General features: G+C 42.6%; 18 protein-coding genes. 6 read left to right on the plus strand and 12 right to left on the minus strand.

The genetic code is table 11. From position 1 onward, the window contains the following. Positions 1–367 (minus strand): transposase (locus tag AS888_RS09910; RefSeq protein ID WP_185113073.1); only part of this gene is annotated, 367 nt, incomplete at its 3' end. A gap of 333 nt (positions 368–700) precedes the next feature. After that, the gene (locus tag AS888_RS09915; RefSeq protein ID WP_061142020.1) at positions 701–2,194 is read right to left on the minus strand and encodes a peptide MFS transporter; all 1,494 of its coding nucleotides are present in this window, start codon (positions 2,192–2,194) and stop codon (positions 701–703) included. Between the two features lie 328 nt (positions 2,195–2,522). On the opposite strand from AS888_RS09915, the gene AS888_RS09920 reads away from it, so the two are divergent. Then, positions 2,523–2,747 (plus strand): hypothetical protein, encoded by a 225-nt coding sequence (locus AS888_RS09920; RefSeq protein WP_061142021.1) that lies wholly within the window; start codon positions 2,523–2,525, stop codon positions 2,745–2,747. Between the two features lie 52 nt (positions 2,748–2,799). Here AS888_RS09920 and rsiV read toward each other — a convergent pair whose 3' ends face one another. Together rsiV and AS888_RS09930 are read right to left on the minus strand one after the other, a co-directional pair. After that, positions 2,800–3,672 carry an anti-sigma-V factor RsiV gene (rsiV, locus tag AS888_RS09925; RefSeq protein ID WP_061142022.1) on the minus strand — a complete coding sequence of 291 codons (873 nt, stop codon included), beginning with the start codon at positions 3,670–3,672 and terminating at the stop codon, positions 2,800–2,802. After that, on the minus strand, positions 3,657–4,172 hold the full coding sequence (locus tag AS888_RS09930) for a sigma-70 family RNA polymerase sigma factor (RefSeq protein WP_061142023.1): 516 nt from the start codon (positions 4,170–4,172) through the stop codon (positions 3,657–3,659). Before AS888_RS09930 ends, rsiV begins: the two co-directional genes overlap by 16 nt. Before the next feature lie 185 nt (positions 4,173–4,357). Between AS888_RS09930 and AS888_RS09935 the strand changes: the two genes are divergently transcribed. Next, on the plus strand, positions 4,358–5,764 hold the full coding sequence (locus AS888_RS09935) for a polysaccharide deacetylase family protein (protein WP_061142024.1): 1,407 nt from the start codon (positions 4,358–4,360) through the stop codon (positions 5,762–5,764). A 99-nt stretch (positions 5,765–5,863) separates the two neighbouring features. Here the strand turns inward: AS888_RS09935 and AS888_RS09940 are convergent, their stop codons facing one another. After that, positions 5,864–6,580, minus strand: coding sequence for a YebC/PmpR family DNA-binding transcriptional regulator (locus tag AS888_RS09940; RefSeq protein WP_061142025.1), 717 nt, complete (start codon positions 6,578–6,580; stop codon positions 5,864–5,866). Positions 6,581–6,843: 263 nt separating this feature from the next. Here AS888_RS09940 and AS888_RS09945 point away from each other — a divergent pair, with 263 nt between their 5' ends. The 4 genes from AS888_RS09945 (at position 6,844) to AS888_RS25695 (ending at position 9,634) form a co-directional block, all read left to right on the plus strand. Then, positions 6,844–7,569 (plus strand): DUF4261 domain-containing protein, encoded by a 726-nt coding sequence (locus AS888_RS09945; RefSeq protein ID WP_061142026.1) that lies wholly within the window; start codon positions 6,844–6,846, stop codon positions 7,567–7,569. Positions 7,570–7,881: 312 nt separating this feature from the next. Further along, on the plus strand, positions 7,882–9,330 hold the full coding sequence (locus tag AS888_RS09950; RefSeq protein ID WP_061142027.1) for a YfcC family protein: 1,449 nt from the start codon (positions 7,882–7,884) through the stop codon (positions 9,328–9,330). Then, positions 9,323–9,466 carry a hypothetical protein gene (locus AS888_RS26425; RefSeq protein ID WP_155645449.1) on the plus strand — a complete coding sequence of 48 codons (144 nt, stop codon included), beginning with the start codon at positions 9,323–9,325 and terminating at the stop codon, positions 9,464–9,466. Before AS888_RS09950 ends, AS888_RS26425 begins: the two co-directional genes overlap by 8 nt. Before the next feature lie 27 nt (positions 9,467–9,493). Then, the gene (locus tag AS888_RS25695) at positions 9,494–9,634 is read left to right on the plus strand and encodes a hypothetical protein (RefSeq protein ID WP_155645450.1); all 141 of its coding nucleotides are present in this window, start codon (positions 9,494–9,496) and stop codon (positions 9,632–9,634) included. Positions 9,635–9,682: 48 nt separating this feature from the next. On the opposite strand, the gene AS888_RS09955 is transcribed toward AS888_RS25695, so the two are convergent. The 7 genes from AS888_RS09955 to AS888_RS09985 all read right to left on the minus strand — a co-directional run bounded on the left by AS888_RS09955 (position 9,683) and on the right by AS888_RS09985 (position 17,663). Continuing rightward, positions 9,683–10,378, minus strand: a complete 696-nt coding sequence (locus tag AS888_RS09955) for a hypothetical protein (protein ID WP_260320177.1) — start codon at positions 10,376–10,378, stop codon at positions 9,683–9,685. 164 nt (positions 10,379–10,542) lie between these two features. After that, the gene (locus tag AS888_RS09960) at positions 10,543–12,459 is read right to left on the minus strand and encodes a vWA domain-containing protein (protein ID WP_061142028.1); all 1,917 of its coding nucleotides are present in this window, start codon (positions 12,457–12,459) and stop codon (positions 10,543–10,545) included. 15 nt (positions 12,460–12,474) lie between these two features. Then, the gene (locus AS888_RS09965) at positions 12,475–13,341 is read right to left on the minus strand and encodes an ATP-binding protein (protein ID WP_061142029.1); all 867 of its coding nucleotides are present in this window, start codon (positions 13,339–13,341) and stop codon (positions 12,475–12,477) included. Between the two features lie 138 nt (positions 13,342–13,479). Next, positions 13,480–13,995 (minus strand): serine O-acetyltransferase, encoded by a 516-nt coding sequence (locus AS888_RS09970; RefSeq protein ID WP_061142030.1) that lies wholly within the window; start codon positions 13,993–13,995, stop codon positions 13,480–13,482. Between the two features lie 10 nt (positions 13,996–14,005). Further along, positions 14,006–15,127, minus strand: a complete 1,122-nt coding sequence (locus tag AS888_RS09975) for a glycosyltransferase (protein ID WP_061142031.1) — start codon at positions 15,125–15,127, stop codon at positions 14,006–14,008. Next, positions 15,124–16,410 (minus strand): hypothetical protein, encoded by a 1,287-nt coding sequence (locus AS888_RS09980; RefSeq protein WP_061142032.1) that lies wholly within the window; start codon positions 16,408–16,410, stop codon positions 15,124–15,126. The genes AS888_RS09975 and AS888_RS09980 overlap by 4 nt, the downstream gene beginning before the upstream one ends. Beyond that, a complete protein-coding gene (locus AS888_RS09985) occupies positions 16,407–17,663 on the minus strand; it encodes an oligosaccharide flippase family protein (protein WP_221408593.1) in 1,257 nt (418 codons plus the stop codon). The genes AS888_RS09980 and AS888_RS09985 overlap by 4 nt, the downstream gene beginning before the upstream one ends. Positions 17,664–17,733: the final 70 nt, after the last annotated feature.

Consider the following 17,733-nt stretch of genomic DNA (forward strand, 5'->3'; position numbering starts at 1 on the left):
ATTCAAACAGGTCTGTATCTTTAAAGCGTCGCTCATAATTTTTTCCGAACGTAGAGAAATGAGGCACTTTATCATGGAAACCATAGCCTAAGAACCAACGGTAAGCCATATTGGTTTCAACTTCTTCAATCGTTTTACGCATGGAACGAATACCGAAGGTATATTGAATGAAAGTCAGTTTAACTAAAATAACTGGATCAATACTTGGGCGTCCTACCTCTGAGTACATATCTTTCACCAAGTCATAAATGAAAGTGAAGTCAATGGCAGCCTCCATTTTACGAACCAAATGGTTCGGTGGCACCAGTTGATCTAAAGTAATCATTTCAAGTTGATCTCGCTGAATAGAATCATGTTTAGAAAGCATCCTCATCACCTCAAGTTTTAATCCTTCAATTTTAAAACAAAAATGACTCCAGTCAAAAGTGTTCTATCTAAAAGGTAAGACAAAGTTGATTGGAGCGGGTGTTCGAGACTCCTGCGGGAAAAGCGCGTCTAGGGGAGACCCCGCAGGCAAAGCCGAGGAGGCTCCCCGACCGCCCGCGGAAAGCGAGTGCCTGGAGTGGAAATCAACGTCTAAATTGTACAGGCCATAAAAATAGACAAACTCGATTTTCATCGAGTTTGTCTACAGTCTGAGATGACCCGATTAAGGGTCATCCTTTTCATATTTCATTCCTATAAACCGACTGGCATCGGATTAGCGAATGCCTTTCATGTATCCTTGAATTTTTGGTGATAAGGCCAGAAGGGCCAGTCCAAGGATGATGGAAGCAACACCGATCACGCCAAAGTATGCCATTTCGGTTTGCGGCGTGTAGAATCTGACGATTTGCGCGTTCAATGCTTGCGCTGCTGCACTTGCCAGGAACCACAGGCTCATCGTTTGTGCCGAGAAGGCAGCCGGAGCCAATTTAGTCGTTGCTGAAAGTCCAACCGGCGATAAACAAAGCTCGCCCAGCACGACTAGGAAATAGCTAAGTACAAGCCATAATGGGTTGACCAATGACTCTGATCCGCTGAAATAAACTGGAAGCAGGATCACCAGGAAGGATAACCCGGCGAACAGCAAGCCTATTGAGAATTTTTGCGGAATGGTCGGCTGGCGCTTTCCTAGTTTAATCCATAACCAGGCGAATACTGGTGCAAGGGTAATGATGAACAAAGGATTCAATGATTGGAACCAGGCCGGGTTTATTTCAATTCCGGCAAAATTAAGCTGTGTGCGTTTGTCTGCATAGCTTGCCAAGATGGTTGCTCCTTGCTCTTGAATCGCCCAGAACATGACCGCTGCGATAAACAAAGGAATATAGGCGATCAAGCGGGACCGTTCGACGGAAGTCGTTTTCGGGCTGCGATACATGAAAATGAAGTAAAGCGTCGGAATAACGATTCCTAGGATACCAACAAGACTAATAAAGGTTTTAATCGTCAAGATCCCTGCATAGGCACTGATGCCAATGAGAACAGCTACGATCAAGGCACCTATTCCAATTTTAGTGAAGGTCGCTTTCTTTTCATCTTGTGATAAAGGATTGGCAGGAACCGTTCCAGCAAGTCCAAGGTTCTTTTTCTTTGTGGCAACAAAGACGATAAGCCCGATCAGCATACCAATTGCCGCCAGTCCAAAACCTAGGTGGAAACTGTAGTTCATTCCAACCGTACCGACAACGAACGGCGAAAGGAATGCACCCATGTTGATACCCATATAGAAGATGCTGAAACCGGAATCCCGGCGTTCGTCATTTTCTGCGTAGATTTCACCGACAATGCTGGAGACGTTTGGTTTCAATAAACCAGTACCTAGTACGATAAGTACCATGGATACAAAGAACATGGAAAGACTGCCTGGTACAGCAAGGACGATATGCCCGAGCATGATCAGGATTCCCCCGTAGAATACCGCTTTCGAGGTCCCGAAAATCCTATCGGCGAACCAGCCGCCAATGATGCCGGACATGTACACTAAAGACCCGTATATGGAAACAAGGGCAAGGGCCGTGGTTTCATCAAGGCCTAGTCCCCCTTTGGAAACTTCATAATACATATAGTAAACAAGAATGGCCTTCATGCCATAATAGGAGAATCGCTCCCAGAACTCAGTAAAGAAAAGTGTGAATAATCCTTTAGGATTTCCAAAAAAACCTTTTTGAGGTACACTATCCACAATTTTCTGTTTATTAATCGTTGCCATACCTAGCCCCCCTTATATTATTGTATAATAACTTTTATTTTCATCTTTGTAAACAAATATTTAGTATATTTAAATAATTAATTTCAAAACAATTATGTAGTGCCATTCCCTTATATACAAACTTCCTAAAAATTGTAAGCCTTTTCAACAAAGGCACTTCTCCCATCAATGATATATTGCCCTAACTTCCCCCCTCTATTACCATATAAATCTGTTTATCATTAAACGTGCACTGAATGAAAAGTAATGGTCTGCTTTTTAAAAAATCTGAACCCAAATCGCTCGTTACCCCGTATAATGGTAGTAATCAAAGCAAGGAGGCAAAAAAATGCTCGGGACGATAACCGTAGTGCTGATTTTTTCCATTCCCATACTCGGCATAATCACAAGCCATTTCGAAAAACAAACCAAACTGAAGCACAATATGCTCAAGGATCAATTGGAGCTCGAAAAACTGAAACATGAAAACTTCCTATTGGAGACGGAAAAGATGAGACTGGAACTGGATCAGATGAACTTCGACCAAAAAAAAGACGAGCCAAGGTTACTGTAATCAGGTAACGTTGGTTCGTTTTTTTATGGGTATATTAACACTCAGCTTAAGTTTAATGAATGTATTGGTCGCCGACAAGCAGCTCCGATATGACCTTGGTCGGGATGACGAACTCGACCGCCCCCATATATCCCGGGGCAACTTCGAAGCTATCGAAGGCGATGACAAGTTTGCCGTCCTTGTTTATATAGAAGCTTTGCTTTTCATCAATACCTTTAAATTCCGGAAGATCCTCTTCTTCTTCGACCCAATATACCTTATCCGGATCGGCTGCCATTTGCTGCCTCATCTGTTCCTTGAGGTTCTCGCTGATCACCTGCAGATAGCGATCGTCTTTGAATAGGCTGTTCAATGTCAGCAGCACTTCGTTTTTCTTGTCGACTGTATCGAACTGACTTTCAGTGGAACTGGACGCAGCGGTCGTATCGGTATAACGCTGTACGGATAAGATCGTTTCATTGTCGGTCAATATTTCATACCCGCTTTCAACCGAAAGATTTCCCTTTTCGCCTTCCTTCAGTTTTGACATCGAATCGGTGAACTCCTTGTAGAGCTCCTTGCTCTCAGATAAGTATTTATCATTCAAGCTTTGTTCAAGCCTTTTATTCTCCAGACCGGAAATGGCTGGAGTCCTGATGACGGCCGAGGAATTATTGACTTCTTCCTTCCATTCGACGAATGTAATCACTTTAATGATTTTTTCCATATAAGGAATATCACTCATCGCTTTCGCCGCTGCCGGACTTATATTCACGGATGCCGTCATAATCAGAAGTGCTGCAGCCGCCGTAACCAAGATGTTCCTGCCAACCCTCGGCTTCCTCCTTGGCTTTTCATTCAGGGCAGCTTGGACGACATCTTTCAATTCCTTGGGAATCGGTATATGAAGATACTCGTCACGCAGATCCTTTAATTCTTTTTCCATCTTTTCGTTTCCCCCTGTTCAGTCATGTTGGCCCGCAATAGTTGCAGTGCTTTATACAGCCTCGTTTTGATTGTGCTCACATTCTCTTCCAGAACCTCCGCTATTTGCTCCAATTTCAGGTCTTCAAAAAAACGAAGGACGATTATCGTTCGGTATTTGAGCGAAAGACCTTCCAGCGCCTTTTGCAAATCAAGGTCAGGGTAGTGATCTTCCTCGCCGCTGCGCAAATATTCGATCGTTTCATCATCGGCGACGGTCAGCTTCTTTTTCTTCCGCAGGAGATCATATGCCGTTCTGACGATGATTTTATATAGCCAGCTATCTATGGATGCCGGGTCTTTGATTTTATTGCTGGAGGTAAGCGCCTTCCTGATCGATTCTTGAACGATATCCAGTGCATCCTCCTGATTCTTAACATAGTAAAAAGCAAGTCTGTACAAATTTTCTTGCCGTTCGGTAATCCTGGCCGCTAATAATTGATTCATATCTAGATTCTTCATTGCATGAAAGAGCTCCTTACCTTTAAATTACGTATCCTAGGTACAAAGAATAGACGCCTATGAAGTAGAAAAAGTTTGAAATTTCACAAGGAAATATTTTCATACAAATTAATGCAATTTTTTACAAACTTTTAAGGCTTTTGGCGCGTCTATATAGTAGAATGATAAACGAGGTGGAGTGCGTCATGAGGAGATTAAATTATAAAAAAGTCTTTATTTTTCTATTTTGTTTAATAGCGGTAGTCGGTACGATGGGGTTAGCCATCAAAAGCCTTGCTTTTGATAAAAAGAAAACCGTTTCGGCCTATACCAACGATAAAAATTACCCAGAAGCGGATATCCAAACGTATGTGAAGGACGATACGAAAGGCGGATATTCGGTGAGCAGGCCCGTTATACATGTAGAAAATATCGACAAGCAACTAGAAGCTTACATAAAGAACGAAATCAAGGACTATGAATTGAAATGGAAGTCCTCCGACGTAAAGGCGTCCGAGCTTAACCTCACTTATACGATCCTCCATTTCAGTAAGCAAACCTTTACCATTTCCTTCGATAAATATGAACAGGTGGAAGGTAAGAAGTATAGCGAATCGCGAATCTTCACTTATGATATCCCCTCCCAGAAGAAACTCTCCATAGAAGACATTTTTGCCAAGGATAGTGATTATTTATCCGTCTTATCCGAAATTGTTTTTGAAGAGTTGACTTCCAGGGAAAAAGAGGGAATTTCAAAGGGTCTCATTAAAAAGGAAAACCAACTGACAGCAGCCAATTTTGATTCTTTTTCAATTTTGAAAGATACGCTCGTTTTCTATGTTAAGACTGACGACTCAACCAAGGTTCATACGATTGCCATCAATAAGGATCTTTTCAAAGATAGTTTGCTAGATTCCTATCAAAGTAAAGATTTGAATGAGGATCGTGTAAAGGAATGGCAGCCTGAGCATATTGTCGCCAAGCTGCCTGTGCAAAACGAATGGATTGATCCAGCCAAGAAGGTCATTGCCTTAACGTTCGATGATGGTCCGCACCCAAGTCATACCATGTCCATCTTAAATGATTTGGACAGGTATGATGCACATGCAACCTTTTTCGTGCTCGGAAACCGTGTACAGCATTATCCACAGGTTCTGCAAAAAATGCTGGAACAAGGTAACGAAATCGGCAACCATTCATGGGATCATCCACAGCTGACACGCTTAGACAAGGGGAAGATCAAGGATCAAATCAAAAGCACCCAGGAAGCTGTTGATAAAGCCACTGGCATGGAGCCAAGTCTGATCCGCCCCCCATATGGAGCGATCAACGACAACGTACGTGATTACATGGATGATTTGAAGGTCGTACTTTGGGATGTCGATCCCGAGGATTGGAAATACCGCGATGAAAAGAAAATCGTCAACAAAGTGATGGACAAAGTCAGTGATGGCAAAATCGTATTGATGCATGATATTTACCAAACAAGCGCAGAAGCTGCCGGCAAAATCATTAAGCAGCTTCATGACAAAGACTATCAAATGGTCACTATTTCGGAGTTGGAGAAGGTACAGAAGGACCGTGAACTTTCCGGAATCGTCGTAAATGAATAAACGAAAAAAAGAGCCTGTCCTTTCGAGACAGGCTCTTTTGCATCCATATAAAATAAGCAGACCTTTGTTCATATGGCAAAGGTCCTCTCCGTTCTTTCATTACCCAAGGTCTACGTTATGATAAACTTGTTGAACATCTTCCAAATCTTCCAATGCATCGACCATTTTTTCGAATTGCGCTTGTGCATCTTCTGGAAGGGATAGGTCATTTTGAGCGAGCATCGTCAGCTCCGCCACTGTAAATTCCGTGATGCCGGCTTCTTTGAATGCCTGTTGCACAGCATGGAATTGTTCAGGCTCGGCATAAACGATGACCGATTCTTCTTCTTCGATGATGTCGCGTACATCAACATCCGCTTCCATCAATAATTCCAGTACATCATCGGCCGTTTTACCTTCGATCCCGATCACTGCCGTTGCATCGAACATATAAGCAACAGATCCGCTGACACCCATATTCCCGCCGTTTTTCCCGAATGCGGCACGTACATCGGATGCCGTCCGGTTCACATTATTTGTCAATGCGTCCACGATGACCATCGATCCATTCGGTCCGAACCCTTCATAACGAAGTTCATCATAGCTCTCTTCCGAACCGCCTTTTGCCTTTTCAATCGCACGGTCGATGATCGCTCTTGGGACATTGTATGTTTTGGCACGCTCAAGCACGACCCTCAATGCTTGATTCGATTCCGGATCAGGTTCGCCTTGTTTCGCCACTACATAAATTTCCCTGCCGAACTTAGCATAAATCCTGCTTGTATTAGCATCTTTTGACGCTTTTTTTTCTTTAATATTATTCCATTTACGACCCATTATATTTCACTCTCTTTCATCATTGAATAGATACGAATAGCTTATGAAGATATCTGGCCTGCTGGGACATCCGCCATGAGAATCCCGATCGAGGTCGACCATACATTTACTAGATTATATTATACATCAATTGTATAAATTTGAAAAAGTCCTGATACCCCCATCAATGGGCGTAACTGGATTGGCTGATGCTTCCTTAATAAAATACTTTGGAAACTATCAAGATTGGTATAGTATGAAGTGATTGGAAAGGAGAGATATTCATGACGGAAAGCAATATCATCATCGGGATACCCGGTAAATGGAAGAACCGGGCGGAATTGATTCAGACGGTCGCTTCAAAGAGCGAAGGGTACCTGTTAACCGGGAATATTTTTCACAATAACGATAAAAACATTACGTTTCAGGCGGAGATCCAGGATTATGAGCCAGCTTTAAAAGAGACTTTTTCGTATGCCAGTAAAGGAAATTTCCCTGAAGGCTTACTAGCGGAAATCAATGAACACACCCTTACCGTTTATATACTAGCCGATGCATCCGATACTGATTCTGTTGCAGATTTGATCGATGCCGGAGCTGCCATCCTGAGGGCAGGCGGAATGGCCGTGAAAATTGAAACGACTGGCATTGCCCATTCGAAGGAAGATTGGCTAAAGCTTCAGCAAAGCCCTGATATTCTCTCGGTTTATGCCCATTTCGTCACGATCATAGGCGAGGAAGATTATTACTGTTCGTTCGGAATGAAATCTTTTGGACTTCCAGATGCCGTGACACTTAACACGATGAGTCCGAAAGAAGCCGCTTCCCTGCTCAACACCTTCAATTACTACCATGTCGGTGAACGGCCTGTCTTTACGAACGGTGAAACCTTCAGCATCCAGCAGGACGCACCGGACTTCACCTTAACGAGCCTTCAGGATTTCAGGTACGAGCAGGACCACCCCTTCTACAACCCATACGGATTATGGAATTTGGGCATCAGTAAATAGCTCCTATTCAACTGTGGATAAACTCGATGACACTCGAGCTTATCCACAGTTTTTTTGTTTTATACAAAGGAATGGTTGAATGAAGTTCATTTAAATTGAATCGCCTATAATCCTTTCAACAACTAGCATCATTGTTCCCCATTATTCACATCATCTAATTCACCCTCTTAATTTTAGTGACTATGAACAATGACAATCCTATAACATTCATTTATTATGAAATAAAAAGTTACATAAGACGTTACTTAATATAACATCGCATCGGAATCCAGTAATCCGCGAGCACTCACTAAAGATAATGGGGGAATAAGAATGGCCTTAGAAAACACAAAAAAAATGGTCAGCATGGATGAAATCAATCATTCTAAAAAAAAGAAGTTTAATATGCCGCATATTTATGTCATTTTATTCGCATTTATCTCACTTGCCGCCATCGCCACTTATTTCATTCCAGCAGGGGTTTATGAGCGAATTCCAGGTCCGGAGGGCAGGCTTACGATCAACCCACATTCCTATCAAACCGTTGAACAAACACCTATTACGCCTGTTGATTTCATGACAGCTATACCAAAGGGCTTGATAGCTGCCGGAGAGGTTGTTTTTTTTACATTCATCATCGGAGGAATTTTCTCTGTACTTCGTAAAACAGGTTTGATTGAAATGGGAGTCGATCGATTGGCCCGGCGATTTTCATCAAAAAGCATGATGCTGATCCCCATCCTCACTTTCGTATTTTCGATTATTTGCAGTTTGATCGGCACACAGGAATTATGCTTAGTGTATGTTCCCGTCATCCTCCCTCTTATGATTGCCTTAGGATTTGATTCCATGGTTGCCGTCTCAGTAGCCTTAGTAGCAACGACCGCTGGATTCATGACAGGTTTCCTTAATCCCGTCAACACCGGTTTAAGCCAGAAAATAGCAGGACTCCCCGTATATTCTGGCATCGAACTCAGGATCATCGCTTTTATCCTTTTCCTTTGCGCGGGGACGGCTTACATCATGCGCTATGCTAAAAAGGTTAAAGGCAATCCCGTGTACAGTTTTGTATGGGAAGAAGACAAGGACAAACGGAGGCAATTTCTGAATAAACCCGAATCTGAAAAATATAAGGCGAATAATAAACAGAAAATTGCTTCAATTGCCTTGTTTGGCTTTTTGATTCTCCTCGTATATGGCGTTTTAGCAAAAGGTTGGTTCATGTTGGAAATGGCGGGGCTTTTCATCATAATGGGAATCGTGGTTGGTCTGATTGCCGGGTTAAACATCAACGAAATTTGTGAAGGATTTAACGAAGGATTCCGGGAAGTCTTGGTCGGCGCCATGATTGTAGGTGTGGCAAGGGCTGTCGCAGTTGTTATGGAGGACGGCCAAGTAATGGACACGATCGTTCATGGCCTCGGTAATCTTGTAGGGGACTTCCCCGCTGTATTCAGCGCCATCGGCATGTTCATTGTCCAGATGTTATTCAGCCTTTTAATCCCATCCGGAAGCGGTCAAGCTCTGGTTACCATGCCCATCATGGCACCATTGGCCGACATCATCGGCGTTACAAGACAAACAGCCGTGTTAGCCTATCAGTTGGCAGATGGAATTGGCAACATATTATATCCCACATCAGGCTATTTCATGGCGACCCTTGCCTTATCGGGAGTTGCCTGGCAAAAATGGGTTCGCTTCTACCTCCCGTTGTTTTTTATCTGGTTCCTCCTATCTGGCACTTTTTTGATCATCGCCCAAACCATTCAATGGAATGGTTAATCGTGGTCGGATGATCCACGGGGACGAATTCCGCTCGATGTTGGTCGGATTATCCACATGGACGGACGGATTTCGCTCGATGTTGGACGGATTATCCACGGGGACGGACGGATTTCGCTCGATGGTGGTCGGATGATCAACGGGGACGGACGGATTTCGCTCGATGGTGGGCGGATTATCCACATGGACGGACGAATTTCGCTCGATGGTGGTCGGATTATCCACACGGACGGACGAATTTCGCTCGATGGTGGACGGATTATGCACGGGGACGGACGGATTTCGCTCGATGGTGGTCGGATGATCTCCGAAGACGGACTAAATCCCCTCCTGATAAGGAAGGGGATGATTTTCATTCCTCTGCACTTTTCTTCTTCATCACTTCGATTTCATTTGAAAATGTTTCTTCGATTTCTTTTTTATTTCCATATAAAAACAAATTATCGCCCATTTTAATTTTATATTCACATAGCTCTTTCCGATGTTTCACTTCTCCGCTTTCAATAAATAAAATATTGATATCGGCTTCTTGCGATAGGATATCAGCCACCTTGACGTCGATGTACTCAGACTTTTCATATATATCAATCTTCATGAGTACATCATCATCTTCCAAAAATAGGATGTCTTCTATCGGATGTTCCCATAATTCATAGTGATTGTACATTTCACTTTTCATTTTAGCCGAAAGTCGGTTATTCATGAACCTTGATTTGATAAGAACGGTCAATACAATCAATATTCCAATGATGATGCTCAATTCAGTCAAGCGCAGGTCATCACTAAGTAATGTACTGATTGATGAAATAATGACTGCAAGGGAGAAAACACCAAATAAAATTAAAAACATGCTTATTTTTCTTCGCACAGGGTGATCAATGATGGATTTTGATTCGTCCGTTGTGAACCCAGTCCCTGTCAGCATGGAAATCACTTGGAATCTGGCTACCTTTGACTTCAATCCAGTCATCTTCAACAGCGTAACCGATATTTCAATAACCAGAGCAATAATTATCATATAAAGCAGCATAAACAATACATTCGTCAAAACGATCACTTCCTCTCCTATGGTTTACCCAAACCAAGCTAAAAGCAATCCCCTTCGTTTTCGTATGTTTTCCCTCTATATATTCGCTTGTTGCCCACAACTTTCCTCGCATAAAAAAACACAGTAAAAGGCATACTGTGTTTTGATATTCGTTCAGCTTTCCATTAAATCGTCTTCAGTAATAGTTTTTTCAAAAGCGGTGTAAATTGTTCCGGCAACTCAGCTACACTCGGAACCATCAGGCGCTCCTTGCCATAGATGTTTTTCATCGTCATCTCTTCGCTTTCTTCAATCGTTCCGTCGGCTAAAAACAGGCCAATGACCTCTATTCCTTTTTTTCTGGCTTCGGATACGGCAAGATGCGTATCGACAATTCCATTTTGGTCATAATCGCTAGCTGCCGGCTCACCGTCGGAAAACACGAGCAAGAAACGGTTTTTTTCTCGTCTTTTTTCCAATTCCATTGCCGCAACCCTGATACTGTATCCGTCACGGTTGTCTTCCTCCGGTTCAAGCTGCATGATTTTTGCTCCCGAGTTCAAATGGAACGAATCGGAATGGGACTGGATCACGTGGAAGTAATTCGGCTGATAGCCCTCCCTCACCTCATTTGCGTCTTCCCAAAAACCAACGATCGAGTGGGGGATCCTTAGCTTTTTCAGCACTTCATGGAACAGGGCGACTCCCCGTTTCGTTTCATCCATTTTGTTGTGCATCGAAGCCGAGCAATCGATTAGTAGTGTAAATACGGCATCCAATTCATTGGAATCTTGGTTCTTTTTATAGAAAACCCTTGGATTTTCATCGAGTACAAGCGGCAGCAGCTTCTGCGATAAACGACCAAAAAGCAAATCTTTTCTAGGTGCATTCTTTTTATTTTCAAGTGTCTTTTCAATCGTGCTCGAAAGTTTCCGCTTGAATGGCTCAATATCCGCGACAAACTCACGGTACCGTTTTTCTTCGGCAGGAGTGGGCACTTTTGCTTCTTTGATGACTTGGACGACGTCTTTATTGTCTTCACCAAATGGGTGTTCACCACTTTTTCCGACGTTCGTTTGCTTCTTCTCAAGCGTTTCCTGCTGATTGTATTCCTTTTGCTGACTTTCCCCTGATGAACCTTGAATCGATGCCAATGCTTGATCGGCATCTTCCGCTTCACGTGCCCCCCCGCCCATCAGGCTTGTTTTCGTACCTTGCTCCAATTCAAATTGCAGGAAGGTCGAGTTACTCTCGCCATTCTTGTTTTCCCGATGCCATGTCGAGAATTTTTCATCAATGAACTCGCTCTTCTCTTCATCCACATCTTCCGTATCATCGTTGTTCAGTTCATCATTCCTCGTCAGCTCATCAAATAAGGAGTTCGCTTTGTACTTATCGACATGGGCGATCGGGAAGATGAAATATTCATTCATCGTATCCTGATATTCATCGTTCACCCGAAAAATGATTTGCTCGCAAATTCTTGTGATATCATCCGTTTTCCTCGCTTCGAAAACGGAATGGATGTACGGTTTGATTTTCTCCAGCTCTTCCAGCTGCCGGATGTTGGCTCTCGGAAAAATCGGATCTGGCCGGTCTGATTGAAGCAGCAAATAGATGAGGCAGTATAATTCATCCAGGGCAAAGCTTCTTGTGACATTCGTCGCTAATTGACTTTCGAAATATTGTTTAAGGTATGTGCCCCTTACCGAAAACCAGCTTTTCGTGCCCGGCCTTTCTTTCTTCACCAGCTCTTCCAAGCGCATGTCTTCCAATAATGCGAACAATTGGGCAGCAAACTTCGGAATCGAGGTTTCTGCCATCATGTCCTGATAATCCTTCATGCTTTTAATGGCTGAATAATGCAGCGTCCCTATCGTTCTTAGGAGGACGTCCGTTTTTAAGCCCGCTTCCTTCACTTCCTTATTGCCATTTTCCCAAAAATGGCTTGCTGTGACCTTATTCTCGATCAAGTCGATGAAGGAGCCATAATTGTATTCGAATTCAAGATCCGGAATGCCGGATAAGACTGTCGAAAGATCCTGCAGCTGCAAAAATAGAGCCGTATCGATTATTGAATCATTGAACCGGATATACTTCATGAGGCATTCTCCTAGTTAGAATAATGTGTCCGCCAGATTCTTCACAAACTCACGCTCCCGCTCCTCGTCCAATTTATCGACGATCGAACGGAGGATCGCCCGTTTCGGCGGGATTAGAACACTCAGATCACAAGCATCAAGCAACGCCCGGATCGACGCGGCATCTTCGGCAACCTTTCCTTGATTGACAGCGTTTATCAAATCACTCGACAGCTTGACGAACAAGTCTATATTTCTTGGATCCTGCAGCTTCGTATTGGTCTCGATCAATTGCTTTAGCTGTTCCCCTTCAATGTAGGGAACCTCTATGACGACAAACCTATTTTTCAGCGCTTCATTCAGCGGAACCGTCCCTACGTATCCTTCATTGATCGCCGCAATCACATTAAAGCCATCTTTCGCCGTGATGACCTCGTTCGTGAAGGGGTTCGTTATCGTCCGCCTGTAATCGAGCACTCCATTGATCAGCGGCAGTGTTTCCGGTTTCGCCATGTTGATTTCATCTATGTATAAAAAATGCCCGTAATTCATCGAATTGATCACAGGTCCGGGAACGAATTCTATCACCTGTTTTTCCTCTTTATAAGATAATGTCTTGAAGCCCAATAAGCTTTCGGCATCCAAATCGACCGAGCAGTTGACACTGAACATCGGCTGGTTGAATAGATGTGATAATGTCTCGGCAAACTTTGTTTTCCCCGCCCCTGTCGGCCCTTTCAAGAGGATGTTCTTCCCCATGCTCAAGGCGCTGATGGCATCCACCATCAAGTCCATCTCCGGAGGCAAATAGCCGCCCGGCCGAATCAATTCCTCAAATTGAGCAGGATTTTTCTTATTTACTTCTAATATATTAGCGATTTCTTTTGGCAATTCATTGATCATTATGTTCCTACACCCCTTTTTGTACATTTTAAGGCTCTTTCCTATTAAAAACAAACACGAAGAAAAAGACCAGTCATACAAAGCGCGAGAAAGAAAAAAACCGATTTTCCACATGCTATGGAAATCGGTTTTTTTCTTTTACTTTTCTATATTTACACTGGGTACTCCGACTGCCGTGCAATGATCGGGAACGGATTTCAAAACGACTGCATTTGCCCCCACTTTCGAATTCGTGCCGATCCGGATGCCACCCAATATTTTAGCGCCCGCACCAATATAGGCGTGATCACAAATCTCAGGGGCTTTTTTATTTTCTTTATTTTGCCCGAATGTTACTTGGTGCAAGATTGTGACATGGTCGCCGATACGAGCATATGGGTTGATAAGAATGCCCTTAGCTCCATGAGGCAGACGTAAGTCCTTTCCAATTTGACATTGCGCAGGAAATTCACAGTTCATGAACAGTCTTATGATCAACAAATCAATCATGCGGTACAAAATCCATAATAGTTGCTTTAAGACAGGAATCTTCACTTTATAGTAAATGATATTGCCTATTCGATAAACAAACATGACCATCACTCCGTGAATTCCGCCGAGCCTCCCCCAGTTATTAAACAACGCCAATTTATTTAACCATTTAAATAACCCCATACTAAACCTCCTAGGAGCGTGACTCTAATTTATCAAACAGAGTTCGTAATTTTCCTTCTTCTTTTTCCCAGTTGTATTCTTGTTTATAGGCAGTGTTGCCTCGTTCCCCCATCTGTGCTGCCATGCCAGGGGAATCCAGTAAATCAACCGCTTTTTGAACGACATCATCGATATCGGATACATCGACCGACATGCCACAGTTCCATTTTTCCAGTTCATCTTGAATCAGAAAATCAGAAACCAGGAAGGGAATGCCTGCCGCCATATATTCAAAGCATTTTGTCGTTTTACCGCCGATGAAATTCGGATTGGGAACTAAAAATGCCATTCCTACATGTGCCCTCTGAATCGCTTCAAACGCTTTATCAAAGGCCATTCCACCCTCAAGACTGACATATTCGCCCAAGTCGTTATCAAGAATGAAGGTTTTCAATTGTCCAATATACTCTTCACTGCCCGTTCCGATGATCTTCATGTGAAATGTTTTCTTTACTTCCACTAACCTTTTAGCGAGATGGAGCATCGTTTCCCCGCCACGAATAGCTGAAATGCTCCCTAGATAAATGAAAGTGAACACATCTTCTTTCGTGACATTTTCTTTCATAAAAGGGACCTTCGGGTAATTATACACATCGACCGTTGGACATGTCAGGAATCGATAGTCATCTTTATACGTACTTTCTGCGAACACGACGCCGCTGCAGGATTTTAGCAATTTCCTTTCCAACTGCCGATACATATTCAATGCAAAACCAGGGATCTTTTTCCTCATGAGAACCTTTGGTACATTTTCATGCATGTCATATACGATGACGGGCCGATAGTGAGGAATCCATCTTATGATTTTCATTAAAATGAGCAGCTCTGGATCGTGAAACTGAATCACATCAGGTTTCTCTTTCTTAATCTTCTTATATAATGGTATCCAGTTTAACGCCCTTTTTTTCTTTGGCCGTTTAGGTAACAATTCCACCTCTATATTGGGCGGGATGTTACCCGGGATTAGATTATTTTCAACCGCTATATGCTTGACCTTGTATTTTCCTGTTCCTCCATGAGTGAATGCTTGCCGAAAATATATTCTCGTATCACTCCATGGATGAACCGAACTAATATTATAAAATAACTTCATTTGTTAACTCCTTTTTGTGTATCCGCCCCTGGCAATGCATACATGATAAGGAAGGTAAATACCATCCCGCCTGTAACAAACGTAGTGGTAAGCGAAGTATCCGCTAAACACCAGGCAGGTATGACAAACAGGATGATTCCAAACCGCCGCCACTTTACATCCTCGGTAAGACTGTCATAAATCCATAATAAAACCGACAAAATCCCTGTATACATGAACAAACCAATATAACCAAAATTAGCAAAAGCATCGGCGAACATATTCGCATTAGCGGCCATTTGCGGCCGGCCAAAGTACTCTGTACCGATAATATAGGGCGGACTCCTGTCATAGACAGGATCAATGAATCTTTCTAAAATGTTATACGATAGCAACGCTTTTGGATGGGTTGAAAAAAAGTCGATATAATAGGTTGTCAGCAAACCCGGTGTGATGATCATCCTTCTGGCGAATAAATTGGATAAATAAGCCTGATCAAGGATGAAATCCAGGAGAATGCTGATGCCCAGCAGCGAGCACAGGCTCAAGCAAAAATATATGGCGAAATTCCGCCCTTTATCATGGGACGCAATAAATACCATAATTAACAAAAACGTCGATAATAGCGTCGATTTCAACCCGTTTGTGGTGTACAAAAGGTATTGCAGGGCCAGGCCGAGAAACACATAGCTAAATTTCTTCCGGCATAAACCGAAGGCCACGATAAGGGGGTTCCATACTTTTGCGAGCCACTGGATGATATATCCTCCAGCAGGCGTTAGCTTGACTCGTGAAATCATTCGTTTATCATAAATATCCTCGGCATCTATCGGAGGCTTCAGGCTGATTCCACCCGAAACCATGAAGGTATAAAGGAAAAAAATCAGCAGTGAAACAATGAAAACGACTTTTAATAGGCCCATTTTCATATGCGCGGGTGTAAACTTCAACGCCGGCAGGCGATTTACGTTTCCAATGATCAGTAAACATAGAAATAACATCGTATTCGTATAGATAAATTTAGGCTGTATATCACTAAATAAATAATTCGGAACCCAAGCTACCGGTATATACACAATGAAATATAAAATCCAAAAAACGAGTTCTGAAGGCTTTTGCAGATCATTTTTGGTGAATAGGACAGGCAATAGGATAAAAAACATTGAATAGGCTATCATCCCTGCGGTCGGAGGTCCCCGGAAAACGAAGCCCATATACCCATATTCAGGAGAAATGAAATGAACGTAGGAAATATCAAGTAACAAAACGTACAATCCCACTAAAATGATTTGGATAAGCTTCATTTTTTTGCGTTTTCCTCTCCTTCTATGGAATGTATCGCCCTATAGCCGAGGAGAGCAAGAAGGTAGTAGCTGGCCCCCATACAAATGCTAAAATAAAGTATCGCCGTTTCAGCCGATTTCCCTAAAGTGAAAAGGAACACGACTCCAATACATAATAACAACAGCCGTGAAATCTCCCATACAAGCTGAGTCTTTTGTTTATTGACTAAAAACAAGATTTGCGAAACTGGCATAATGTTCACTTGAGCTAACAACATAATTGACAACAACCTCACATATTGTCCAGAAACACGCCATTCTTCTCCAAAAACAAAACTAAAGAGACCGGGTGCCATCACTGCTAAAAGTGCCATTGAGGGCAAACCGACCATCGCCGTTTTAGTAATGATGCTCTTATACAAATGCAAAACCCTTCCTGGTTCATTTGGAATGCTTTTTGACACTTCGGCATAGAATACTGTCGAAATACTCGCTCCCAGTAAACTGATGGGTAAACCGACCGTTTTTATAGCCATGGAAAAATGGCCTGTCACGTCAGGTCCGTATAAACGCATCAATAACAAAATGATGATTTGCAGAGATAAAGAACTTAAGAGAGTTGACCATGTGGAGTATTTGGCGAATTTCTCATATTTTTTAAGCAAATAACGCATTCTTCTAAAATCCACTTTCGGCCAATGCATCTTTTCCAAGAATAATCTCCATATATACGCAAGGGAAATTCCGCGTCCAATCATATCTCCCGCGATTAAACCGATGCCTGGCGTCACATGATTAATGGAAATAAGTGAGAACTGACTGATCACATTACTAATCGATTGAAGCAGTTTAGAATGGGTTAACCCTTTAAACTTATCTTCCTTTAACAGCCAGTAAGTCATCACCTGATAGACCCCTGCAAAAAACAGCCCAAATGAAAGCAAAAGGTCATTCATGATCGAATTTTCTATACCATATAAGCGAAATAGCGATAGATCAAGGAAGCCTAAACCTAGATTGAAGATACAAACGATGGCAATCGTAAACATGCTCATGTACATTAAATGAACCGTATTCTTATGGTTTTTTTCTAAAGGAATCGCCTTCTCCAAACAAAGAGAGGCAAATGACATGAGAATGGCCAAAAGGGATGAATAGGTTGCAAACACCCCAAAATCTGCTGGTTTATATATTCTTGTTAATATGGGCGAACTTGCAACGATGATCAGCTGTGCAAGGGAATTCCCCGTTAATAATACAAGTAACTTATTCATGAATTCATTTTTAATTTTCATATTCTCATATCACGCCACATCTCTAGTTTATAGACTTGGATACCTTGTT

The organism is Peribacillus simplex (genome assembly GCF_001542915.1).
GTDB lineage: Bacteria > Bacillota > Bacilli > Bacillales > DSM-1321 > Peribacillus > Peribacillus simplex_B.